We start from the raw sequence: 22,533 nt of genomic DNA, 5'->3' as shown, positions 1-22,533 counted from the left end.
AGGTAGTTTGAGCAAGCTTCGGGTTCATGAGTTGGCCGCCGAGTTCGGCATTGAGAGCGACGAAGTCATCGGGATGCTTCGTGCACTCGATGTCGTCGTTCGTAGCCATCTGACGCCACTGACCGACGACCAGACGGCACGCGTGCGTGCGCGCTGGGAGCGCGAGAAGCGCGTACGCAGCGCCAAGGCCGCAGAGCCGTCGGCGACGCCCGCGCGTCGTCGGCGCACCACCGCGGCCGTCGATGCGCCTTCCGCTGAGGCCGAGGCGCCCACCAAGCCCAAAAAACCGGCAGCTCGTAAAAAGGCCGAACCGGCCCCCGAGCCCACGCCTGAGCCAGAAGCGCCACGTCCGGCCTCCACGCGTCGCCGCAAGGCAGACGTCGTCGTGCCGGAACCTGTCGTCGAGGCGCCCGCGCCCGTCGTTGTGGCTCCTGTTGCGCCCGAAGCCAAGGCACCGGCCACGCCGCCGACCACAGCTGCGTCTGCCGTTGAGGCCGTCGTTCCGCCAAAGGCCGCGCCGGTCGTCGAACCGCTGACTCCTGCCGCGCCGAAGGACGTTGCGCCGGTTGCCGTCGCACCTGTTGCGCCATCGGCTCCGGTTGCGCCGCCCGCTCCTGTTGCTCCGTCAGTTCCGTCGGCTCCTCCGGCTCCGCCGTCGGTGCCGTACTCGACGGGTTCGTCTGAGCCGTCCATGCCAAGCCGTCCGCGTCCTCGCCCGATCGTCCCTGGCGCGCCGCGTCAGCGTCCGGGTCAGGGTGGCGGTGGCAGTGGTTTGCCCTTCCCGCCGCGTCCCGTTGCCTCGGCGACGCCAGGGAGCGGCAGTGGTGGTGGCGTCTCGCGTCGTGATGACCGTCGCCCCACGGGCGGTGGCATGGGTGGACCGCCGATGGGAAGCGGTGCGCCGAGCTCTGGTCCGCGTCGCAAGAAGGGCAAGCGTGGGCAGGTCGATCAGGAAGCCGTGTCGGCCAACATCTCGCGCACCATGCGCCAGATGGGCGGACCGGTCGCCAAGCGTCGCGGCGGTCGCGATGACTCGGGGCGTGAAGAGCTCGAAGCGCAGCGCGCCGAGATGGCCGAGCGCGAGAAGAAACTTGTGCGCGTCAACGAGTTCATCACGGTCAATGAACTCGCCGACATTCTCAAGATTCCCGCCACGCAGATCGTCTCGTTCGCATTCAAGAGCTTGGGGCTGATGGTCACCATCAACCAGCGCCTTGACTTCGACCAGATCGAAATGATTTCCAGCGAGTTCGGCTTCAACGCCGAGCGCGAAGAAGATTACGCGGCCTCGCCAACAGAGGTCGTCAAGGACGCCGTCGAAGACCTCAAGTTCCGTCCGCCCATTGTCACCATCATGGGCCACGTGGATCACGGCAAGACGTCGCTCCTCGATTACGTCCGCAAGGCCAACGTCGTCGCCGGCGAAGCCGGTGGCATTACGCAGCACATCGGTGCCTACAACGTCACCGTCGCGGGCGAAAAGCAGATCACCTTCCTCGACACGCCGGGCCACGAAGCCTTCACGGCCATGCGTGCGCGCGGTGCGCAGGTGACGGACATCGTCGTGCTCGTCGTGGCGGCGGATGACTCGATCATGCCGCAGACCATCGAAGCCATTTCGCACGCCAAGAACGCCGGCGTGCCGATGATCGTTGCTATCAACAAGTGCGACCTGCCAGCGGCAAATCCGCTCAAGGTCAAGCAGGAACTCCTGAGCCACGGTGTCGTGCTCGAAGAGTTCGGCGGCCAAACGCTTCATCAGGAGATCTCGGCCAAGAAGGGAACGAACGTCAAGGAACTGCTCGAGCAGATTCTGCTCCAGGCCGAAATCCTCGATCTCAAGGCCAATCCCGATCGTCGCGCCACGGGCTCCGTGGTGGAAGCGCAGCTTGACGCCGGGAAGGGTCCGGTCGCGACCGTGCTCGTCCAGAACGGAACGCTGAAGGTCGGTGACGACTTCATTTGCGGACTCTTCTCCGGACGCGTGCGCGCACTGCTCGACGAGCGCGGCAAGATCGTCAAGAGCGCTGGACCGGCGATGCCGGTGCAGGTGCTCGGCATGACGGGAGTGCCGATGGCCGGCGATCAGTTCTTGGTGGTGGAAGATTCCATGGAAGCCCGCGAAATCGCGCAGCGTCGCGAGCGGCTCGACCGCGAAGCCAAGAGCCGTCGTACCGCCAAGGGGGCGGTGTCGCTCGAAGACTTTATGTCGCAGACCGGTGAGGGCGGCCAGAAGCGCACGCTCAAGCTTGTCATCAAGGCCGACCAAGGCGGCCCGGCGGAAGCACTCGCCGACGCGCTGCAACAGTTGTCGACGGCCGAAGTGCAAGTCGAGGTCATTCAGCGTGCGGTCGGCGCGGTCACCGAAGGCGATATTCTGCTCGCCAAGGCGTCCGGTGCCATCATCATCGGCTTCCACGTGCGCCCCGACACCAAGGCGCGTACGGCCGCTGAGCGCGAAGGCGTCGACATCAAGCTGTACAAGATCATTTACGAGGCCGTCGCCGATGTGCGTGCGGCGCTCGAAGGCATGCTGCGCCCGGATGAGAAGGAAGTCATCTACGGCGAAGCCGAAGTGCGCGAAGTGTTCAAGGTGTCCAAGATCGGCACCATTGCCGGTTCGTACGTGCGCAGCGGCGTGATCAACCGGCAGGGTCGTGTGCGCGTGATGCGCAACGGCGTCGAAGTGTACGACGGCACCATCGGATCGCTCCGTCGCTTCAAGGACGACGCCAAGGAAGTGAAGGACGGCTTCGAATGCGGTATCGGCATCGACAACTTCAATGACGTGAAGGTCGGTGACATGTTCGAGTGCTACCGCAAGGAATCGGTCGCTCGCACGCTCGACTCGCCGGGCAACTAGTGCCGCGCGATACGCGACGTCCCGACCGGGTCGCGGAGGCCGTACGCGAGGAAATCGCGGCGGCCTTGGCGGCTGGCGTGCGCGACCCGCGTGTGAAGGGGCTCGTCACTGTCACCGGGGTTGAGATGTCGCGCGACCTCGGATCGGCGATGGTGTTCGTGAGCGTGTATGGCACGGACGACGAAAAGACGACGACCATGGAAGGGTTACAGTCCGTGGCCTCGTCGCTGCGTGGCCCCGTGGGGCGCGCGCTCAAACTGCGACTGGCGCCGCACATCACGTTCAAGATGGACGACAGCATCGCGCGCGCGGCGCGCATCGAGACGCTCCTTGCCAGCGTCAAGCCCAAAGCCGACGAAACGCCCGAGTAAGGGCGCCGACGGCGTCCTGCTCGTCGACAAACCGGCGGGCGTCTCATCGCACGACGTGGTGAGCGTCGCACGACGTGCCCTCGGCGAAAAACGCATCGGCCACGGCGGCACACTCGACCCCTTCGCCACCGGCCTGCTCGTGCTGCTCGTGGGGCGTGCCACGCGATTGCTGCAGTACGTCAACGACGATCCCAAAGTGTACGAGGCCGTCGTGCGCTTCGGCGCCGAAACTGACACCGAAGATCTGCTCGGCGCCGTGACGCGCGAGGCACCGCTCCCCACACGCGACGCGTTGCTCGCCGCCGTGCCATCGCTCATTGGAGCGATCTCACAAGTGCCGCCGTCGTATTCCGCCAAGCGAATCAACGGTGAGCGCGCCTATGCCCTCGCGCGCGCCGGCATCGAGGTGAATCTCGCGCCCGTCACCGTGCAGATCCACGCGCTCTCGCTCTCGACGTTCGAGGAGCAGGAGGGTGGCGTCACGCAATGCGTGATGCGAGTGGAGTGTGGGGGCGGTACGTATGTGCGCTCGCTCGCGCGCGATCTCGCGCGGGCCGTGGGGAGTGCCGCGCATCTTACCGCGCTGCGTCGGCATCGGGCGGGGGTTTTTAGTTTGGCGCGCGCCATTCCGCTGGAACAGTTACAGGCCGGTGGCTCCACGAACCTCGCGCCCGCTGTGGACGCGCTCGAGGGGTATCCGCACCAGGCGTTGACCGCAGAAGAAGTCGTGAAGATCGGACGCGGCATCGATGTGCAAGCCCGTGTGGAAGGCCGTTACGCCGCGCTTCTCGACCCAGCCAGCGCCACGAGCGCGGGACAACTCGTGGCATTTGGCGAGCGCCGCACGTCCGAGCAAGGGGATCGCTTTCAGCCGCGCGTGGTGATGCGCGAACCGGCGGCGTAATGGATTGGCGCGCTGCGAGTGGCTTGCCGCCGAATATTCCCGGCACGGTGCTCACCATTGGCACCTTTGACGGGGTGCATCGCGGGCATCGGCTCGTGCTCGACTTGCTCGCCACGCGCGCGGCGGAAACTGGATTGCGCAGCGTCCTCGTGACGTTCGACTCGCATCCGCTCGAGATCGTGAACCCCGCGGCCGCGCCGATGCTCCTCACCACAGTCGAAGAAAAGAGTGAGGTGCTCGTGGAGAGCCGCCTCGATTACGCGGTGGTGTATCCGTTTACGCGCACACTCGCGGCCTACGACGCCACACAGTTTGTCGACGAAGTCCTCCTGCGCCGCCTTGGAATGCGCGAGCTGCTGGTCGGCTACGACCACGGCTTCGGACGCGGGCGCTCCGGTGACGCTGACGTCCTGCGCGAACTTGGTGCCTCGCGTGGCTTTCAAGTCACGGTGGTGCCGCCGGTGCAGGGGCGGGACGGCCGCCCCATCTCGTCCACGTCCATCCGTCGCGCCATCGCCGGAGGGGATCTCGCCCGCGCCACCGACGGCCTCGCCCGTCCATACGCCGTGAGCGGTTCGGTCACGCACGGCAAAGCGCGCGGACGGACCCTCGGCTTTCGCACGATCAACGTGGTGCGCGCCGCCGGGCGGAAACTGATGCCGCCAGAGGGGGTCTACGCCGTGCTGGTGCAGACCGGCACCGGCTCCCACGAGGGCATGGTGAACCTCGGACCACGCCCCACCTTCGACGACCCGGTGCCGATCCTCGAAGCGCACCTCTTCGATACCGACGGCGATTGGTACGGTCAGCGCGTCAGGATCGACTTCGTGCGCCGACTGCGCGATGTGACTAAATTCGCCAATGCCGAGGCGTTGGTTCGGCAACTGGGGGTGGACGAGCAGATGGCCCGCTCGGCGCTCCGGCAGGCGCGGGTTGGGCTCTAGCCACAACCCTATGCCACGAGCCAACATCGGCTTGACCATCCCTGGTACGGGCGCTACTGTTTAAGGCTCTCACAAAACCTGTTCTCTCACCACCTTTCCGGCTTCGGAATGTCGAACCTGAAGTACCGGCTGCTCACGATCGCGGCGCTTATCGTCGCCTCCGGATGGGCGCTCTTCCCGCGCCAGACTATCGAACGCGTCAAGCGTGCCGATGGCTTTGGCTATGATACGGTCAAAAAAGTCCCGCTCAAGCTCGGACTCGATCTCCGTGGGGGTATGCACCTCGCCCTCGAGATCGACGAGTCGCGCGGCGCCGTCGCCAACAAGCCCGAAGCGCTCGATCGTGCGCTGAAGGTGGTCCGCACCCGTATCGACCAGTTCGGCGTGTCCGAGCCGGTTGTGCAGAAAGTGGGCACCGATCGCATTGTCGTGGAACTCCCCGGCATTGACGATCCGGCTCGTGCCACCGACGTCGTGCAGAAGGCGGCCTTCCTCCAGTTCCAGATTACCGACAAAACCGGCGCGCTCGAAAAAGTGGCGCCGCGTCTCGACGGTATCATCAAGGACAAGAAGCTCGCCAAGGCTGCCTCGCCTGATGTGCGCGGCGACAGCGCCAAAAAGGGGAGCGAAATCAAATCGCTCTTCGCTGGCGCGGCGGATTCTGCCAAGAAAAAGTCGGCGGCCGACACGGCCACGACGGCGGCCAACGGACCCTTCGCACGGCTCATTTCGCCGGCGCAGTATCCGGGCTTCTACTACGTTGCCACCACCGATCAGCCCGAGATCGAAGGCTATCTCGCGAACGCTGACATTCAGGCGGCGTTGCCTCCTGGCAAGGTGCTCAAGTGGGGCGTCGACACCGTGAGCGTTGGGAATCGCTGGTTGCGCCCGATCTTCATGCTCGACGCGCGCCCGATCATCACCGGCGAGTACCTCACCGATGCCAAGCCGAACTCGGTGCCGATCGAAGGCACGGTCGTGGAGTTCCAGCTGAACAACGAAGGTGGGCGCCGCTTCAAGAACGAAACCGGCAAGCACGTCAACGACTACATGGCCATTGTGCTCGACGACCGCGTGATGAGCGCGCCCGTCATCAAGAGCGCCATCGGGACGCGTGGTCAGATCACGATGGGTGGCGGCGACCTGCAGGCCGCGCAGGATCTCGCGCTCGTGTTGCGCGCCGGTGCGTTGCCAGCGCCGCTCAAGGTGGCTGAGGTCCGGCAGATTGGTGCCAGCCTCGGTCAAGACTCCATCAACAAGGGTATTCTCGCCGGCGTGATCGCCATCGGTCTCGTCGTCGTCATCATGCTCGTGTACTACCGCTTCTCCGGCATGCTCGCCGTGGTCGCGCTGGTGCTCTATGTGCTCTTCACGCTGGCCGCGCTCGCTGGATTCGGCGCGGTGCTCACGCTGCCGGGACTCGCCGGCTTTGTGCTCTCCATCGGTATAGCGGTGGACGCCAACGTGCTGATCTTTGAGCGTATTCGTGAAGAGTTGGTGCACGGGAAGGCCGTGCGCACCGCCATCGACGAAGGCTTCCGCCACGCGATGAGCGCCATCATCGACTCCAACGTTTCGACGGCACTCACCGCCGCCGTGCTGTATCAATACGGCACCGGCCCGGTGAAGGGCTTTGCCGTCACCCTCCTCGCCGGCATCGCGGCGTCGATGGTTTCTGCCATCTTCGTCGTCCGCACCTTCTTCCTCCTCTGGCTGAGCCGCAATCGCTCCGCCGAGACGCTGAGCATCTGATGCTGCGCATCCTCCACGACACCAAGTACGATTTCATCCGCTGGTGGAAGACGGCCGTGGTCCTCACGGTCGCGTTTATCGCCATCGGCCTGACGTCGCTCGCCATCAAGGGCGGATTCGATTACAGCATCGAGTTCACTGGCGGCACGCTCATGCAGTTGCAGTTCGACAAAGCGCCAGATATCTCGGCGCTCCGTAACGCGCTCGATGCCGGCGGCCTAAAGGGCGCCGAAATCCAGCAGTTCGGCGACGCTCGCACCTACACGGTTCGCGTGCAGAGTGACGCCAGCGACAAGGCCGTCGACGCCGCCTCGCGTACGGTGCAGGCGGTCGTCGAGTCCGTTGTCGGCAAGGGAGCCTTCAAGGTCGGACGCGGTGAAGTCGTCGGCCCGCGCGTGGGTGCCGAACTGCGTCGCGGCGCACTCATCGCCATCCTGTTCTCCTTCGGCATCACGCTGCTCTACCTGGCGTGGCGCTTCGAGTGGCGCTTCGGCGTGGCGGCGGTTGTCGCCACGGCGCACGATATTCTGACCACAATCGCTTTCATGAAGATCCTGCACCTCGAGATCTCCCTGACGGTCGTGGCCGCGCTGCTCACCGTGATTGGTTACTCGCTCAACGATACGATCATCATCTTCGATCGCGTGCGCGAAAACCTCCGCAAGAACCGCAAGGAAGCGCTGTACGACACGCTCAACCGCTCGGTCAACGAAACGCTACCGCGTTCCATTCTGACCCACGCGACCGTGTTCGCCTCTACGCTGGCGCTGCTCTTTTTCGCCGGCGAAGTCATTCGTCCGTTTGCGTGGGTGATGGCGTTCGGCGTCTTCACCGGCACGTTCAGCTCCATCTACGTCGCGTCGCCGATCCTCCTCTGGATCGAAAAGAAGTACCCCCGCGCGATCGAAGGGCGGAAGTAGCGTCCGTCGAGTTGTCTTGCCCGCTGCACGCAGCGGGCGGCAGAGTGGGGGAGTGGCCATCGCCATTCCCCCGCTTTTTTATTCCGAAACATCCCTATGCGCTTTATTGACTCGCACACCCACCTCGCCGACCCCGCCTTTGCCGACGACGCACCGGCGGTGATCGCTCGTGCCCGCGAGGCCGGCGCGGTCGCACTCGTGGCCATTGGCGAGTCGCTGGCGGCCGCGGAGCGCGCTCGGCTGATTGCCGACGCGCATCCCGGTTTTGTGCGCTTTACCGCCGGCGTTCACCCGCACGACGCCGCCGAGTTCGATGCGGCGCGCGACATCCCGCTCCTCCGCGCCTTGATCGATGCTGGCGCAGTCGCGGTTGGGGAATGCGGGCTCGACTACCACTACGATCACTCCCCGCGCCCGTACCAGCGGCGCGCTTTTGCCGAGCAACTGGCGCTCGCCAAAGACACCAACAGGCCCGTGGTCGTACATACGCGCGAGGCGGAAGACGACACCGTCGCCATGGTGCGCGAAGCCGGCGCCGCAGGCATTCGCGGGGTGCTGCATTGCTTCACCGGCTCCCACGCGCTGGCCTACGCGGGGCTTGAGGCCGGATGGTACATTTCCTTCAGCGGCATCGTGACGTTCAAGAAGTGGGCCGATGACGAACTGTTGCGTCTCGTCCCCAATGATCGACTGCTCGTGGAATCCGACGCGCCGTACCTCGCGCCCGTCCCCAATCGGGGCAAGCGCAACGAGCCCGCCTGGGTCGCCCACACAGTCGAACGCGTCGCCGCCGCCCGGGGCGCCGAGCCTTCCGAACTCGGCGATCTGGTTACCGCGAATGCCCAGCGGTTGTTCGGACTTCACGAAGCATAAAAAGGAATCCCGATGAGCGTGCGCTACCTCCACACCGCCGATGCCCCAGAAGCGATCGGCCCGTATTCGCAGGCCACTGTTGCCGGCGGCTTTCTGTTTACCGCCGGACAGATTGCACTCGATCCCGTCACGATGCAGGTCGCGGACGGTGACGTGAGCGCGCAGGCCGAGCAGGTGATGAAGAATCTCAGTGCCGTGCTGAGCAATGCCGGCGCGTCGTGGGGCGAAGTGGTGAAGACCACGATCTTCCTCGCCGACATGGCGGACTTCGCCAAGGTCAACGAGGTCTACGCCAAGCACCTCGGCAACTCGCGCCCCGCCCGTTCCACGGTGGCGGTGGCCGGTCTGCCGCGTGGCGTGCGTGTGGAGATTGAATGCGTCGCCAAAATCGGCTGAGCAGGCCGTGACGCCTGACGACACGGGATTGGCGGCAACGCGCGACGACGTGGTACGTCTCACGGAGTTCGCGCGGTGCGCCGGCTGTGCCGCCAAGATGGGGCCCGGCGACCTCTCGCGCGCGCTAGGTGCGCTCGAGCGGCGCACTGATCCGCGTATTCTCGTTGGGCGCGAGACGTTCGATGACGCCGGTATTTTTCAGCTGACGCCAGAGCTCGCACTGGTGCAGACGGTGGATTTCTTTGCGCCCATCGTGGACGACCCGTACGACTTTGGTCGCGTGGCGGCCACCAACGCGCTCTCCGATGTGTTCGCGATGGGAGGCGAGCCGATTACGGCGATGAATATCGTCGGCTTCCCCGTGGGGCAGCTGCCGCTCGAGGTGCTCACCGAGATGTTGCGCGGTGGGCAGGATGCGGTGCACGAGGCCGGCGCGTTCATTGTGGGCGGCCACACCATCACCGACGAAGAGCTGAAGTACGGGCTCTCGGTGACTGGTACCGTGCATCCGCAGCGCGTCCTCACCAATGCGGGCGCGAAGGCCGGCGATGTGTTGGTGCTCACGAAAGCCATTGGCACCGGATTACTCAGCACCGCCGCCAAACGTGGTCTCCTCGGCGCGGCAGAAAACGCGGCGCTCGTGAAGTCGATGACAACGCTCAACGCGACGGCAAGTCGCGCCGCCGTCGCGCTGGAGTTGCGTTGCGCCACCGACGTCACGGGTTTCGGTTTGCTTGGCCATGCGTCCCATATTGCTCGGGCGAGCAATGTGACGCTGCGCATCAACGCCGCCGAGGTGCCGTTGCTCCCCGGAACGCGCGAGGCATTGGCCGTGCGCGCGACCACCGGTGGTGGACAGCGCAACGCCGAATATTTGGAACCGCTGGTGGATTTCGGCGGTACCAGCGCCGACATGCAAGCGATTCTGGTTGATCCGCAAACGTCCGGCGGACTGCTCGTCGCCATTCCCGAAGCGCGCGTCGCGGAGTATCAGGCGCGCGTGGAAGGCGCGGTGGTGATTGGCGTCGTATTGCCGCGCGGTGATCGCGCCATCGAGGTGCGCTGAGTGCCGCGCCCGTGCAGGGGAGTGTATGAAGCCTGGTGGCTTCCTCGGTCTTCAAAACCGATGCGACCTGACGACGTCGGGTTGGGTGGGTTCGATTCCCATACGCTCCCGCCAGCGGGTTGGTTATCAGTCGGGTGAGTCTTAGGCGTCTTGCGCTTGCGCGCTGCGACTGGAGTCCCCAATTATGATTCAGTTCATCTAGCACCGTTTCCCCCCGCAGGGATTTTCCTGGCAGGTGTTCTATGACGGATCCGCTGCTCTCTCTGCATCTCGCCGGCAACGCTCGGTCCGTGCTACGGCCAGTGTTGATCGCCACGATGCTCGGGCTTGCCGTTGTGCTCGTCGCGGCGAGCCTGTTCAACACGGTGACGACCGTCGAGCTCATGGCGCCGAGTGCACTGCTCGTTGCGACCGCAGCCACCCTGTACCTTCTCGCGCGTGGACGAGTCGCGGTCGCAACCTATGTGATGATCGGCGCGCTGCTCGGGACCGCGGTGGTCGGCTGCCTTGAGTACGGCTCCATCCGCTCCGTCACCAGCCTCAGCTTCGTGAGTGCCGTCGTCGTGGCCGGCGTGTTTCTCCAACGTCGCGCCCTCATCGGGACGATACTGCTCACATCAGCGCTCGTCGGCGCGCTGGTCGCCGGCGAGGCCAATGGGCAAATCGCCGCCATGCGCCGCCCGATAGGCTGGATCAACTGGTTGGTGTTCAGCGTCGCGCTCATCCTCGTCGGGTTGGTCGTACATTACGCGCATACGGTTGCCCTCGAGGCGCACGAGCGCTTGCAGCGGGAACTCGAAGAGCGCATAACGGCCGAAGCGAACACGCGGCGCGCGGATGAGCGGCTCCAACTCGCGATGGCAGCCTCCCGCCAAGGGTGGTTTGATCTCGACATCCCCTCGGGAACGGTCGTGGCCAGCGATCAGTATGCTCGGCTCATTGGGAGCGATCCCGCACGGCAAGACATGACCCTCCAAACATGGATGGCGAACATCCATGCGGACGACCGGGCGGCCGTGCTCGCGGCCTTCCACGAGTGTCTCACCACAGGCGAGACGCGGCAGATGGACTACCGGCTGCGCACGCGCACGAGCCCGCCGGCGTGGATGTGGATCCGCTCCATCGCGCAGGTAGTCGAGTGGGATGAGCAGCACCGTCCACAGCGCATGACCGGCACGCACGCCGACCTGTCCGAGCAGATGCGCGCCAGCGAGGCCCTGCGCGAAAGTGAAGCAAAGTTCCGTGCCGTGGTGGACGTCACTCCCAGCGGGTTAATCATTCACGATGATGGGTGTTTGATTTACGCCAACGCCGCGGCCGCGCGCATTCTCGGCGCTGAGAGCCCCGACCAGCTGCTCGGGCGTTTCACGAAGGACTTCGTCCGCCCCGAGTCTTGGGCGATGGTGCAGGAGAGAATCCGGTCGGCGCAGGAATCCGGTCAACCAGCCCCGCCCGCCGAGTTCGTGTACGTCCGGCTCGACGGCACTCCAGTGGAAACGGAAAGTGTCGGCACGGCGATGACGGTTTCGGGCAAAACGCTCGTGGTGGTGCTCTTTCAGGACATCACCGAGCGAAAGCGAGTGAACGCCGCGCTACGCGAAAGCGAAACGCGCTACCGCTCGCTCTTCGAACAGTCTGGCGACCCTATCCTCCTGCTGGAGATCATACCAAACGGTCCCCCGATCATCCGGGACGCCAACCGCGCGGCGTTCTCCACGCACGGATATTCGCGCGAGGAACTCGTCGGCGCGCCCGTCACCATACTGGAACCTGATTTTTCGGCGGAGGCGCTCCAGCATCGGCAGCAACAAACACGCGCCGCCGGCTCGATGATCTTCGAAACGCGACACCGCCGCAAGGATGGTTCGGCCTTTGATGTAGAGGTGCGCGTCACCGAGTTCATGATGCACGGCACGCGCATGGCGATTAGCACCGAGCGCGACATCACAGAGCGCAAGGAGTCCGAGGCGCAACGGGCGTCCCTCGAAGCACAACTGCGGCAGGCACAGAAGCTGGAGTCGGTCGGGCGGCTAGCCGGTGGCGTGGCGCACGACTTCAACAACATGCTGGGCGTGATCATTTGGCTTCGCCGATCTCAGTACGCGACGGCTTGATCCGGGTCATCCAGTCCTGGCAGACCTCTCTGAAATCAGCGCCGCCGCGCAACGTTCGGCCGACCTCACGCGCCAACTTCTGACGTTCGCCCGTAAACAAGCGGTCGCGCCCGCGGTGCTGGACCTCAACGGTGAGGTGGCCCGGTCAAGTCGCATGCTCGAGCGACTCATCGGCGAGCACATTCAGCTCGAGTGGCATCCCGGCGACGGCCTGTGGCCTGTTTTTGCGGATGCCTCGCAGGTGGACCAGATCATTGCCAACCTCTGCGTGAACGCGAAGGATGCCATCGCCGATGTCGGCACCCTCCGCATCGCGACCGAGAACTGTGTGATCGACGACGAGTTCGCTGCCGCGCACGCGGATGCTGAGCCGGGAAGGTACGTCCGGCTATCGGTCAGCGACACGGGGCATGGCATGAGCAACGATGTCATGGCCCACATTTTCGAACCATTCTTCACCACCAAGGGGGTGGGAGAAGGCACAGGGCTCGGGCTCGCCACCGTGTACGGCGCCGTTCGGCAGAATCACGGGTTTATCACCGTCTCAAGTCGTGTGGGGCAAGGCAGTGTTTTTGAGATTCATTTGCCGCAGTACGAGGGCGCACGTAACGTCGAGTCCGTGGACCATGCGGACGTCGTGTCCGCGCGCGGCCATGAGACAATCCTTGTGGTGGAGGATGAAGCGAGCCTCTTGCGGCTCACGACGAGAGTGCTCGAGCATTCGGGCTACGCGGTACTCACCGCGAGCAGCCCGGCGACGGCGCTCGACCTAGCGAAGGCGCATGCGGGCGATATTCACCTGCTACTGACGGACGTGGTGATGCCCGGCATGAATGGCGGGAGACTCGCCAGCGCCGTACGCGCGCATCGCCCGAACATACAGTGGCTGTACATGTCGGGGTACGCTTCCGATGTGGTCGGTGACGGCGAGCCGTTCGATGACGCAACCCGCTTCATCGGCAAACCCTTTAGCACGGCTGCCTTGACCGCCAAGGTGCGGGAGGTGCTGGACCGCGTCTAGCGTGCGGAGCGACCGGTTGTCTCGCCACCGCGCAGGTCCGTCAGCGGGGGGCTCGACCGTCCCGCCACCACCGATGATAGATTGGGATTGGCGGTCAAGCACGAGGTTTATGGACTCTCAAGACGGCTGGTTCCTGAAATGAACGGTGTGTTCGATTCCGCTCCGCTCCCGCCAGCGGGTACGGTTCTCGTGAGTGGCAGGGTACCCGTGGCGTACCCGTTTGAAGCGCGTACGAGCCGCAGGGCTCGCGTCTTGGCGATCGCATTCCTCGCTTGCGTGGCCACCGCCAGCCCCGCTGAGCTTCCTGCTCAGCAGAAAGACACCGTTAAGGCCGCTCCCGCCACCACCAAGCCCCCGGCCGCTCCCTCGCCCTCACGCGCCCCCTCAGGAGCCCCTGAGGGCCCCTCGCGCGCCGGCACGGCCGCGTCGCCCTCTCGGTTTGTGGTCGGCGCCCCCATTACCCCCAAACGGGCCTTCCTCTACTCCCTGATGCTCCCAGGGCTCGGCGAGGCCTCGCTGCAGCGATACAAGACGGGGGCAGGGTTCTTCTTGGTGGAGGCGCTCGCGCTCTCCATGTACCACCGCTCCACTGAGGACCTGCGCATCGCCAATGCCTATCGCAGCGACTCGGCCGCCAGCACCTACGCCACCGATCCGAGCACCGGAGTCCCCACGCTCTCCGGTGGATTGCCGGTCGTGAGCACCCGCGTGAAGTCGGGCTTCACCGACGATCTCATCAAAGCGCGCAAACTACAGAAAGAAGACTGGTTCTTCGTCCTCGTCTTCAATCACCTGATCTCAGGCGCCGACGCATTTGTGGCGGCGCAACTGTTCGATCTCCCCGCCCACGTCTCACTCCGTGCCGTGCCGCAGCGCGGTGGCGGCGGCATCGGCGTGAACGTCGGGTTTCGCTAGGGGCGACGCGCGAGCGCGCTGCGCACCGTGACGGCGTCGCCGTCCAGTCCGCAGAGCTCCACCTGCGCATCGGTCACCCGCAGAAAGGTGGGCTCGTTCAAGAACGCTCCGGTATTGGCATACACGCTGCCGCCCGCGCCGCGCGCCAGCGCCGAGACGTGCGAGTGTCCAAACAGATACAGGTCGAGCGACGTCTCCGCGGCGAGCCGCGCCTCGGCCACTCGCACCAACCCAGCACCACCGTCGCGCGGACGCGTGTTGCGACTGGTGTGTGAGGTCATCATGGCCAGGCGCGTTGCAAAATCAGGATGCAACAGATGCTGAAACGCCCACACCGACCACGGATGCCGGAGCACGGAGCGCAGCTTCCGATACGGGGCATCTTCACGCTCGCGGAGCCCGTCCCCATGCTCAATGAGAGTGCGCCAGCCGGCAATCTCCCCGCGCCACGGGCCCACGTGATACGTCACCCCAATGTCGCGGGTGAGCACCTCGCCGCCCCAGCAATCGTGGTTCCCGGCAATCCACAGCACCGGCACCCCAGCATCCACGAGCGCCGCCAGCGCTCCCAAGACCCGAATGCCACAGCGTGGAATGACATGTTTCCACTCAAACCAGAACTCAAAGAGATCGCCGTTGATCACCACCGAGCCGGCCTCCGAGCGTGCGCGGTGCAACAACTGCACGAGCGCGCGCTCGTTTTCGGCGCTCGCCGCGCCTAGGTGCGCGTCGGCTATCACATAACAGGGGGTCGGCAGCATCCCCCAGAACCTAGTCGCCGCTCGTTATCTTTACCACAGACCCCCTAGCCTTGGGCCGCGATGCCGTCCACCAGCGAGTTGCGCGTTCGATACGCTGAAACAGACCAGATGGGGGTGGTGTATCACGCCAACTACCTCATCTGGTGCGAAATTGGCCGCACTGATCTCATCCGCAAACTCGGCATGAGCTACGCCGAGATGGAGCAGCAGGGTGTGATGCTCGCCGTCTCCGATGTGCAGCTGCGCCTGCACGCCAGCGCGCGATACGACGACCAGATTCGCGTCGAAACGCGCTTAGTCGGCGCCCAGTCGCGCGGCGTCACCTTTGCGTACGACATCACCCGACAGCCCGACAACACGCGTCTCGCGACCTGTCGCATTTCTCTTGTTTCGCTCAACGGCGACGGCCGAACGGCCGCCATGCCAGCGCCGGTGCGAGCCCTGCTCGGCGCCGCCGTCGAGCCTGACGCCGGAGCCGAGCGTTGACGCCACGCCATTGCCGTCCAACATTCACGACTATGCGACGTTTCACTCGGCTCGTATTCGCGGCCGCGCTCGTCTTCGCCGCCGCGAGCTGCCGCTTTCCGTACGGCTTCAGTGGCGGCGGTCTTCCGACGGAGATCCGCACCGTCGCCGTGTTGCCGTTCGATAACGAAACGGCGAGCGCCGACCTGCCGCGCGAAATCAGCGAAGGGCTACGGAAAAGCATGTCCTCGCGCCTCGGTCTGCGCGACGCCACCGAAAAAAACGCTGATGCCATCGTGCGCGGTGTGATCACCAAGTTCAGTATCGATGATCCCGTGGGATTCAGTGCGAACCCCAACGCCGCCACCAGCGCACGGCGCCGTCTCTCCATTTCGGTGGATGTCGAGATCTACGACCAGCACAAGCAACGCGTGCTCTGGAGCAAGAAGGGCGTGACGGCGCAGGGGGAATACCCCGAAAATGGCGAGGCCGCCGGCCGTAAGCAGGCCGTCGAGCGTCTCATCACCGAGATTATCGAGGGGGCACAGTCGCAGTGGTAGCGACGCGGCGGGGCGTAGCGAGACTCGGGTGCGTCGCGGCGCTGCTCTTCGTCGGCGCCGTGGCGTACTTCGCCGTCAATATCGGCCGGGTCGCGCTGGGCTACTATCGTTTTGAAGATCGTATGAAGCAGGAAGCACGGTTCGCTGCCAAGCGGACGGACGCCCAGATTCGCGATCGGCTCATAGCGTTTGTCGATTCGCTCGGCCTCCCAGAGGGTGCGCAGCATGTGCATGTGCGCCGAGTCGAACACGTGGTGTACATCTGGTCCGATTATTATTTGCACGTCGAGTTGCCGGGCTATGTGCGCGAATTGCGTCTCTCTCCTCAGGTCTCGGGGGCTTTTTGACCAACCGAACGCCAGCGCCCGATCCAACCCGCAAGGTTTTTTCTTGGGCGGCCGCGGCACAGTGGCGCGCCGACGCCGAGCGCAACGGCGAGCTCGTCGTCTTCACCAACGGCGTCTTTGACTTACTGCATCCTGGGCACATTGATGTGCTCCGCGGCGCGCGCGCAGAAGGGCATCGGCTCGTCGTCGGCCTCAATAGCGACGCCTCGGTACGTCGCCTCAACAAGGGGCCCGAGCGCCCCGTGCGCTCGCAGGACGAGCGCGCCTATGTACTCGCCGCGCTCGAGCTCGTGGACGCCGTCGTCATCTTTGACGAAGACACCCCGCTCGCGCTCGTCGAAACGCTCCAACCCGACGTCATCGTCAAGGGCGGCGACTATGCGCCCGACACCGTCGTCGGCGCCACCGTCGTGCGCGCGCGCGGCGGGCGTGTTGTCATCATCCCGATCACGCCGGGACATTCTACCACTGCAACCGTCGAGAAACTCCGTGGCTCCTGATCCTCGTCCGCGCGGCCGTGCGCCGCTCTCCCTGCGCCCTATCTCCATCGAGCGCAGCGCCGCGCCCTACGCGGAAGGGTCGTGCCTCATTGCCTTTGGCGACACGCGCGTGCTCTGCACCGCGAGCGTCGAAGACGGCGTCCCTGGATGGAAGAAGGGGAAGGGCGAAGGGTGGCTGACCGCTGAATACGCCATGCTCCCGCGCGCCACACACACACGCTCGCCGCGCGAACGCGCGCAGGTGGGGGGGCGCACGCAAGAAATCCAGCGGCTCATTGGCCGCAGCGTGCGCGCCATGCTCGATGATTTCAAATGGGGCGAGTTCACCGTCAAGCTCGACTGCGATGTGTTGCAGGCCGACGGCGGCACACGCACCGCCGCGATTACCGGCGCCGCCGTGGCTGTCGTGGATGCCTTTCAGTGGATGGTGACCACCGGCCGCATCAAGACGTCGCCGGTCAAACGCCGCGTGGCCGCGGTGAGCGTCGGCGTGATTGACGGCGAAGTGCGCACCGATCTCGAATACACCGAGGATGTGCGCGCCGACGTGGACATGAACGTCGTCATGAGCAGTGAAGGCCGTTTCGTAGAAGTGCAGGGGACCGGCGAGCACGGCACCTTTGGCCGCGACGAAATGGGCGCGCTGATCGACGCCGCCGTAAAAGCCATCGGCGAACTCGACGCCGCGCAGCGCCACGCACTCGGCGTGTGATCGGCGACACGCGCGCCGAACGCCACTGTGCAGCGATCGGTGAAATGTGGGTGAACCGTTAGTGAGCGGTTTTCGGCGCCCAATGATCGTCGCCACGCGCAGCGAGGGAAAGATGCGCGAGCTTGTGCCGCTTCTCGAAGCGGCGGGATACGAGCCGCGCTCGCTCAGCGACGTGGGGATAGACGAACAGGCGGATGAAGCGGCCATTGAAGCGTTCGACACCTTCGAAGAAAACGCGCGCGCCAAGGCGCACTACTTCGCCGCACGCGCCGGCGGCGCGTTGGTGCTCGCCGAGGATTCTGGGCTCGAGGTCCATGCGCTTGGCGGCGCGCCAGGCGTCCGCAGCAAGCGGTGGTCGATGGATGCCGCCGCGCACCGTGCCGCAGCAACGCACGATGCGATGCCTCAACAGGACGCGACGCGTGCCGTGCCGCTCTCGGGAGCGGCGCTCGATGCGGCCAACAACGAGGCGTTGCTCGCGGCGCTACGAGACGTTCACGACCGCAGCGCGCGGTACGTGTGCGTCGCTGTCGTGGTGGATGGCGACCAAGAATACGTCGCGCGCGGCGAAGTGGCGGGACACATCTCGGACACGGCGCGCGGTAACTATGGATTTGGTTACGATCCATTCTTCGAAAGCGTGGAGCTGGGCATGCGGTTCGGCGAGGCGACGGCTGCGCAGAAAGCCGGTGTGAGTCATCGCGGAAAGGCGGTGCGCGCGGTGCTCGCGCTGCTCGCGTCGGCGGCGCACGAGCCGAGCTGAGGCCGCACGTCCGGTGGAGTGAAGGCGGTCGTCGGTGATTGCGCGAACGGGAATGCGACGTTAGTTAGGGTGACTCACGAAACGCACCCTAACTGGTGGATCCATTCAAATGCACAGGCTTTCTCGTGTGAGCGCCGCGCTGCTTGTCGCCGTGGCCGCGCCGGCCGTCGCTCAGCAATCAGGAAAACCGGCGTCAAAGCCGGGTGTGGCTCCAGCCGTGAGCACTCCGGCGGTCGCTGCGCCTAGGGCGGCGGAGTTACTGAAACGTTTGCCCTGGCGATCCGTCGGCCCAGCGAATAACGCGGGTCGTATCTCGGTTGTCACGGGCGTGCCAGGGAATCCCCTCATCTATTTCGTCGCCGGCGCGAACGGTTCCATTATCAAGACCACCAACGGCGGCACGACTTTCACGCCGGTGTTCGACGATCAGTCCGCGGGCTCCATCGGTGCGATTGCCGTCGCCCCGAGCGACCCGAACGTGGTGTATGTGGGGACCGGTGAGGGAAATCCGCGCAACAATGCCTCGGTGGGTGACGGGATGTATAAGTCCGTCGACGGCGGTGAGCATTGGACCCATATCGGCCTCGAGAAGTCGGACAAGATCGCACGCATTGTGATCGATGGCCGCAATCCGAACATCGTCTTCGCATGCGCACTCGGCCGTGAATGGGGGCCGAGTGAGGAACGCGGCGTGTTCCGCACCTCGGACGGCGGTGCAACGTGGACCAAGGTGCTGTATGTCGATCCGCAGACGTCCTGCTCAGACCTCTCCGCGGATCCCAACAACAGCAACATCTTGTATGCGGGGATGTACACGTACCGCCGCTGGGCGTGGCACCTGGAGTCGGGAAGCGGAAATACCGCCGTCTATAAATCCGTGAATGGCGGTGCCACGTGGGAGCGCCTCTCCGGACCGGACAAGCTGCTCGGACTTCCGCGTACAGCGATGGACCGAATCGGTGTGGCGGTGGCGCCGAGCGATCCGAACATCGTCTACGTCATCAGCGAAACAAAGGACGAGGGCGAGCTCTGGCGCACCGATGACGCGGGGCAGTCGTGGCGCGTCGTGAATCGCGATCCGAACATCAATTTCCGGCCCTTCTACTACGCGGATATTCGCGTGGATCCCGTCAACCCGAATCGCATCTTCTCGCTGGCGGGCGGACTCTATTTCTCTGAGGACGGCGGCCGGAACTTTCGCACCATCGCCCGCGATGTGCATGGGGACCATCAGGCGATGTGGATCGATCCGGTGGATCCGCGCTATATCCTGAGCGGCAGCGACGGCGGGTGGCAGGTGAGTCGAGATGGCGGCAAGAACTGGGACGTGGTCAATACGTTCGCCTTCACGCAGTTCTACCACATCAACTACGACATGCAGGTGCCGTATCGGGTGTGCGGAGGATTGCAGGACAATGGCAACTGGTGTGGCCCCAGCAACTCACTGAGCGGGCAGGGCATTCGACCGGCCGACTGGCACACCGTGAGCGGCGGTGACGGGTTTTTCACCGTGCCCGTGATCGACAAACCCTGGATGGTGTTCAGCGACGCGCAGGGTGGGATGCTCAATATCACCGATACGCGAAGTGGTGTACAAAAAACGATCTACCCGTACCCCAATCGCGTCGGCTCGGTGGGCGACGCAATGATCGGGCATAAATATCGATTCAACTGGAACTCGCCGATTGCGCTGTCGCCGCAGAACTCCAACGTCGTGTATTTCGGCGGCAATGTCCTGTTTCGCTCGCGGAATCTCGGGCAGAGTTGGGATGTGATCTCCCCGGACCTCACGACCAACGACCCAAAGAAACAGCAGTCGTCCGGCGGTGAGATCGTGGTGGACAACACCGCCGCGGAGTTTCACTCGACGCTGCTCAGCATCGCCCCGAGTCCGGTTGATAGCAACGTGATCTGGACGGGGTCGGATGACGGGAATGTGCAGGTCACGCGGGACGGCGGGCGCACCTGGAGCAACGTGTTTGTGAACGTGCCAGGCCTCAAGCCCAATGCCTGGATCGCAACGGTCGAAGCGAGTCACTTCGATGCTGGCACGGCATACGTCACGGCCGATCACCATCAGGACGACGACTACGCGCCGTACGTCTACGCCACGTCCGACTTTGGCAAGACGTGGAAAAGTATCCGCGGCGATCTGCCGGATCGTGCGTGGTGGACCCACGTGGTGCGCGAGGATCCACGCAACCGGAACTTGCTCTATGTGGGAACGGAGGCTGGTGTGTGGGCCTCGTGGGATCGGGGGCTGCACTGGCAGTCGCTGCGCGGGAGCCTTCCCGTCGTACCGGTGCGCGATATGCAGATTCATCCACGCGACAATGATCTGCTGCTCGCCACGCACGGTCGTGGTCTGTACATCCTGGACGACCTCACGCCGCTGCAACAAATCACCGACGCGCAACGTGGCACTTCGGTGCTGTTTGACCTTCGTCCCGCCATCCGCTGGAACATGTGGAACCGCGACGGAAATCTCGGACAGCGACGGTGGGCCGGCGACAACCCGCCGAATGGGGCCATTATTTCCTATTACCTGAATGAGCAGCCGGCCGCTGAGGTCAACGTCGAGATCGCTGACCAAAGCGGACGTGTGGTACGCAGGTTCCGGCGCGTCCCTGATGAAGCTGGTGTAAGCCGAATCACCTGGGACCTTCGGTATGACGCCGCCCCCGGAGTATCGGGCGGGCGTGGCGGTGGACGCGGCGCAACAGCCGCGGCGCCGACCGACACCTCGTTGCAGGGACTGCGCGAACGCCGCCGCGCGGCCGCCGCGCGCGACGGCGGCGCGGGTGAGGAGGAAAACTTCTTTGGCCCCTCGACCACAGCCGTGCTGCCTGGTCGATATGCCGTGACACTGGTGGTGGGCGGCCAGCGGCTCACGAAGTCGATTGACGTACGCAACGATCCGCGCGTCGAGATGGCGCCAGAGCAGGTGGCGCTGCAACACACCGTCGCACTGCAGGCGCAAGCGACGCAACAACGCATCGCCCGCGTGATCGGTGGGGTGGACGATCTTGTTCGCCAACTCGGAGCGCTGCAGGCGACAATGCGCGCGGCCCCGCGCGATAGCACCGTGGCCGCCGTACTTCTCGAGGCGGAAGGTACCCTGCGCGACCTGCGGCACTTCCGCGATTCCGTGCTAGCGCGTCCGCTGCCTGGGCTGGGTTACCGGCAGTATCCTCGACTCAGCGAGGAGGCGCAGACCATCAGCGGGATGGTGGCACGGCCACAGTGGCCGGTCACCGAGGGTGAGAAATTGCGCACGGGTGAACTCAAGACGGAAACGGACGAGGCGCAAACACGGCTCGACGCGCTCATCCGCACACGCATTGGCAAGATCAATGAACTGCTCAAGGGGTCGCAGCACGTGCTGACGCCCCAACCGCCGCGCATCGTGCCGTAGCGCGTCGCGCTACGCAACCAAGCCAGAAACGAAACGGGAGCGGCGCCAAGCGGCGTCGCTCCCGTTTCCTGTTTTGCATGTCAGCAGCCGGGCGTCTTCCGTCGCGCCTCGGGGAGCTCCACCAGCCGCTTGAGTTCCTTGATCGGCTCCGGGCTGTCGTCCACTTGGAGCCGCAGGATCACGTCATTGTTCACCCACACACCGCAGCCCTTCTTCTTGTGGACAATGAGCAGCGCGGCGGATTGCATGCCGCGCTTGTCTCCACCAGCGCGCTGACCGCCTTCCAATGCCGCGACGAGCCGGTCCGCCAGTCGTCCGCCGGTTCGCTCGAACGCAGCGACCATGGAATCCACTACCGCCGAGCCAGCGAGGATGTTGCCCTGTGCGGTGCACGTATGCGGTGCAGCACATGATTTGTGCCCAGCCCAATCGGTCGCCTTCGGCCCCGTGTAAGCGAACAGCGTACCCTTGGCGTCGAGCACCGCGAACTGTCGTCCTTCCTTGCTCCAATCGGCCGGTCTCGGATCCGGATCTGCCGCCCACACGCGCCGCACCACCTGCTCGGCGCTGACTCCTTGCCGCAATAGGGCGAGGGCCTGCGGGCCGTAGCTCACATCAACGACCGCCTGTGTGGCCGCAATGCCCACGCCGGCCTCTGCCCACAGCACGCCGTTGCCAACAGAGAAAACTCGGGATTGTACCGCGCCCCCGATCTCGCCCGTCGCAGGATCCATCGCAAGGATCGAGAAGGTTCCGGTCGGCCAAGGAAGTGTGTCAGCATACACCACGCGTTTCGCGGGCTGTGCGCCAGCGGAAACGGTGAACAGGGCGATCGCGAGAAGCGATTTGAACGACATGCGGGAACTCCGGC

General features: G+C 64.8%; 20 protein-coding genes, 1 tRNA gene and 1 pseudogene. 20 read left to right on the top strand and 2 right to left on the bottom strand.

Annotated elements, in window-relative coordinates; translation table 11 throughout:
- The first annotated feature begins 7 nt into the window (after positions 1 to 7).
- The 13 genes from infB (at position 8) to NTZ43_05165 (ending at position 14,139) form a co-directional block, all read left to right on the top strand.
- Complete coding sequence (gene infB / locus NTZ43_05225) at positions 8 to 2,863, top strand: translation initiation factor IF-2 (GenBank protein MCX5766607.1); 2,856 nt, start codon at positions 8 to 10, stop codon at positions 2,861 to 2,863.
- On the top strand, positions 2,863 to 3,234 hold the full coding sequence (gene rbfA / locus NTZ43_05220; GenBank protein MCX5766606.1) for a 30S ribosome-binding factor RbfA: 372 nt from the start codon (positions 2,863 to 2,865) through the stop codon (positions 3,232 to 3,234). The genes infB and rbfA overlap by 1 nt, the downstream gene beginning before the upstream one ends.
- Positions 3,194 to 4,138 carry a tRNA pseudouridine(55) synthase TruB gene (gene truB, locus NTZ43_05215; protein MCX5766605.1) on the top strand — a complete coding sequence of 315 codons (945 nt, stop codon included), beginning with the start codon at positions 3,194 to 3,196 and terminating at the stop codon, positions 4,136 to 4,138. The genes rbfA and truB overlap by 41 nt, the downstream gene beginning before the upstream one ends.
- Entirely contained in the window at positions 4,138 to 5,082 is a 945-nt protein-coding gene (ribF, locus tag NTZ43_05210) for a riboflavin biosynthesis protein RibF (protein MCX5766604.1), read from the top strand. Before truB ends, ribF begins: the two co-directional genes overlap by 1 nt.
- Before the next feature lie 108 nt (positions 5,083 to 5,190).
- Positions 5,191 to 6,834 (top strand): protein translocase subunit SecD, encoded by a 1,644-nt coding sequence (gene secD / locus NTZ43_05205; protein MCX5766603.1) that lies wholly within the window; start codon positions 5,191 to 5,193, stop codon positions 6,832 to 6,834.
- Positions 6,834 to 7,754, top strand: a complete 921-nt coding sequence (gene secF / locus NTZ43_05200) for a protein translocase subunit SecF (protein MCX5766602.1) — start codon at positions 6,834 to 6,836, stop codon at positions 7,752 to 7,754. The genes secD and secF overlap by 1 nt, the downstream gene beginning before the upstream one ends.
- Positions 7,755 to 7,850: 96 nt before the next feature.
- Positions 7,851 to 8,627, top strand: coding sequence for a TatD family hydrolase (locus tag NTZ43_05195; GenBank protein MCX5766601.1), 777 nt, complete (start codon positions 7,851 to 7,853; stop codon positions 8,625 to 8,627).
- A gap of 12 nt (positions 8,628 to 8,639) precedes the next feature.
- Positions 8,640 to 9,023, top strand: a complete 384-nt coding sequence (locus NTZ43_05190; protein MCX5766600.1) for a RidA family protein — start codon at positions 8,640 to 8,642, stop codon at positions 9,021 to 9,023.
- A gap of 7 nt (positions 9,024 to 9,030) precedes the next feature.
- Positions 9,031 to 10,089 carry a selenide, water dikinase SelD gene (gene selD, locus NTZ43_05185; protein MCX5766599.1) on the top strand — a complete coding sequence of 353 codons (1,059 nt, stop codon included), beginning with the start codon at positions 9,031 to 9,033 and terminating at the stop codon, positions 10,087 to 10,089.
- A gap of 17 nt (positions 10,090 to 10,106) precedes the next feature.
- Positions 10,107 to 10,203, top strand: a tRNA-Sec gene (locus NTZ43_05180).
- A gap of 128 nt (positions 10,204 to 10,331) precedes the next feature.
- Positions 10,332 to 12,203 (top strand): PAS domain S-box protein, encoded by a 1,872-nt coding sequence (locus tag NTZ43_05175; GenBank protein MCX5766598.1) that lies wholly within the window; start codon positions 10,332 to 10,334, stop codon positions 12,201 to 12,203.
- A 154-nt stretch (positions 12,204 to 12,357) separates the two neighbouring features.
- Positions 12,358 to 13,224, top strand: coding sequence for a response regulator (locus NTZ43_05170; GenBank protein MCX5766597.1), 867 nt, complete (start codon positions 12,358 to 12,360; stop codon positions 13,222 to 13,224).
- A gap of 276 nt (positions 13,225 to 13,500) precedes the next feature.
- Positions 13,501 to 14,139, top strand: coding sequence for a hypothetical protein (locus tag NTZ43_05165; protein MCX5766596.1), 639 nt, complete (start codon positions 13,501 to 13,503; stop codon positions 14,137 to 14,139).
- Here NTZ43_05165 and NTZ43_05160 read toward each other — a convergent pair.
- Positions 14,136 to 14,900, bottom strand: coding sequence for a UDP-2,3-diacylglucosamine diphosphatase (locus NTZ43_05160; protein MCX5766595.1), 765 nt, complete (start codon positions 14,898 to 14,900; stop codon positions 14,136 to 14,138). The genes NTZ43_05165 and NTZ43_05160 overlap by 4 nt on opposite strands.
- A gap of 60 nt (positions 14,901 to 14,960) precedes the next feature.
- Here NTZ43_05160 and NTZ43_05155 point away from each other — a divergent pair, with 60 nt between their 5' ends.
- From NTZ43_05155 to NTZ43_05125, 7 genes and pseudogenes are all read left to right on the top strand, one after another.
- Positions 14,961 to 15,386, top strand: coding sequence for a thioesterase family protein (locus NTZ43_05155; GenBank protein ID MCX5766594.1), 426 nt, complete (start codon positions 14,961 to 14,963; stop codon positions 15,384 to 15,386).
- A gap of 32 nt (positions 15,387 to 15,418) precedes the next feature.
- Positions 15,419 to 15,925: an LptE family protein gene (locus NTZ43_05150; GenBank protein MCX5766593.1), complete on the top strand. Its 507-nt coding sequence runs from the start codon at positions 15,419 to 15,421 to the stop codon at positions 15,923 to 15,925.
- Positions 15,919 to 16,272, top strand: coding sequence for a hypothetical protein (locus NTZ43_05145; GenBank protein MCX5766592.1), 354 nt, complete (start codon positions 15,919 to 15,921; stop codon positions 16,270 to 16,272). The genes NTZ43_05150 and NTZ43_05145 overlap by 7 nt, the downstream gene beginning before the upstream one ends.
- A 47-nt stretch (positions 16,273 to 16,319) precedes the next feature.
- Positions 16,320 to 16,772 (top strand): annotated as a pseudogene (gene rfaE2, locus NTZ43_05140) (D-glycero-beta-D-manno-heptose 1-phosphate adenylyltransferase).
- A complete protein-coding gene (gene rph, locus NTZ43_05135; GenBank protein ID MCX5766591.1) occupies positions 16,762 to 17,484 on the top strand; it encodes a ribonuclease PH in 723 nt (240 codons plus the stop codon). Before rfaE2 ends, rph begins: the two are co-directional and overlap by 11 nt.
- A gap of 61 nt (positions 17,485 to 17,545) precedes the next feature.
- The gene (locus NTZ43_05130; GenBank protein MCX5766590.1) at positions 17,546 to 18,247 is read left to right on the top strand and encodes a non-canonical purine NTP pyrophosphatase; all 702 of its coding nucleotides are present in this window, start codon (positions 17,546 to 17,548) and stop codon (positions 18,245 to 18,247) included.
- Between the two features lie 268 nt (positions 18,248 to 18,515).
- Positions 18,516 to 21,662, top strand: coding sequence for a glycosyl hydrolase (locus NTZ43_05125; GenBank protein MCX5766589.1), 3,147 nt, complete (start codon positions 18,516 to 18,518; stop codon positions 21,660 to 21,662).
- A gap of 80 nt (positions 21,663 to 21,742) precedes the next feature.
- On the opposite strand, the gene NTZ43_05120 is transcribed toward NTZ43_05125, so the two are convergent.
- Entirely contained in the window at positions 21,743 to 22,519 is a 777-nt protein-coding gene (locus NTZ43_05120; protein MCX5766588.1) for a DUF1028 domain-containing protein, read from the bottom strand.
- Between the last annotated feature and the right edge of the window lie 14 nt (positions 22,520 to 22,533).

It is taken from the genome of Gemmatimonadota bacterium, from assembly GCA_026387915.1.
Classification (GTDB): domain Bacteria; phylum Gemmatimonadota; class Gemmatimonadetes; order Gemmatimonadales; family Gemmatimonadaceae; genus Fen-1231.
The sequence above is the reverse complement of the archived record's forward strand: the minus strand, read 5'-3'. Positions and strand labels throughout refer to the sequence as shown.

What these genes read in the sequence shown, in the direction of transcription:
- NTZ43_05160 (MCX5766595.1), bottom strand. Translation starts at nt 14,900, where the DNA reads ATGCTGCCGACCCCCTGTTATGTGATAGCCGACGCGCACCTAGGCGCG.
- secF (MCX5766602.1), top strand. Translation starts at nt 6,834, where the DNA reads ATGCTGCGCATCCTCCACGACACCAAGTACGATTTCATCCGCTGGTGG.
- NTZ43_05120 (MCX5766588.1), bottom strand. Translation starts at nt 22,519, where the DNA reads ATGTCGTTCAAATCGCTTCTCGCGATCGCCCTGTTCACCGTTTCCGCT.
- NTZ43_05155 (MCX5766594.1), top strand. Translation starts at nt 14,961, where the DNA reads ATGCCGTCCACCAGCGAGTTGCGCGTTCGATACGCTGAAACAGACCAG.
- ribF (MCX5766604.1), top strand. Translation starts at nt 4,138, where the DNA reads ATGGATTGGCGCGCTGCGAGTGGCTTGCCGCCGAATATTCCCGGCACG.
- secD (MCX5766603.1), top strand. Translation starts at nt 5,191, where the DNA reads ATGTCGAACCTGAAGTACCGGCTGCTCACGATCGCGGCGCTTATCGTC.
- NTZ43_05170 (MCX5766597.1), top strand. Translation starts at nt 12,358, where the DNA reads ATGCTCGAGCGACTCATCGGCGAGCACATTCAGCTCGAGTGGCATCCC.
- NTZ43_05175 (MCX5766598.1), top strand. Translation starts at nt 10,332, where the DNA reads ATGACGGATCCGCTGCTCTCTCTGCATCTCGCCGGCAACGCTCGGTCC.
- NTZ43_05190 (MCX5766600.1), top strand. Translation starts at nt 8,640, where the DNA reads ATGAGCGTGCGCTACCTCCACACCGCCGATGCCCCAGAAGCGATCGGC.
- NTZ43_05195 (MCX5766601.1), top strand. Translation starts at nt 7,851, where the DNA reads ATGCGCTTTATTGACTCGCACACCCACCTCGCCGACCCCGCCTTTGCC.
- NTZ43_05150 (MCX5766593.1), top strand. Translation starts at nt 15,419, where the DNA reads ATGCGACGTTTCACTCGGCTCGTATTCGCGGCCGCGCTCGTCTTCGCC.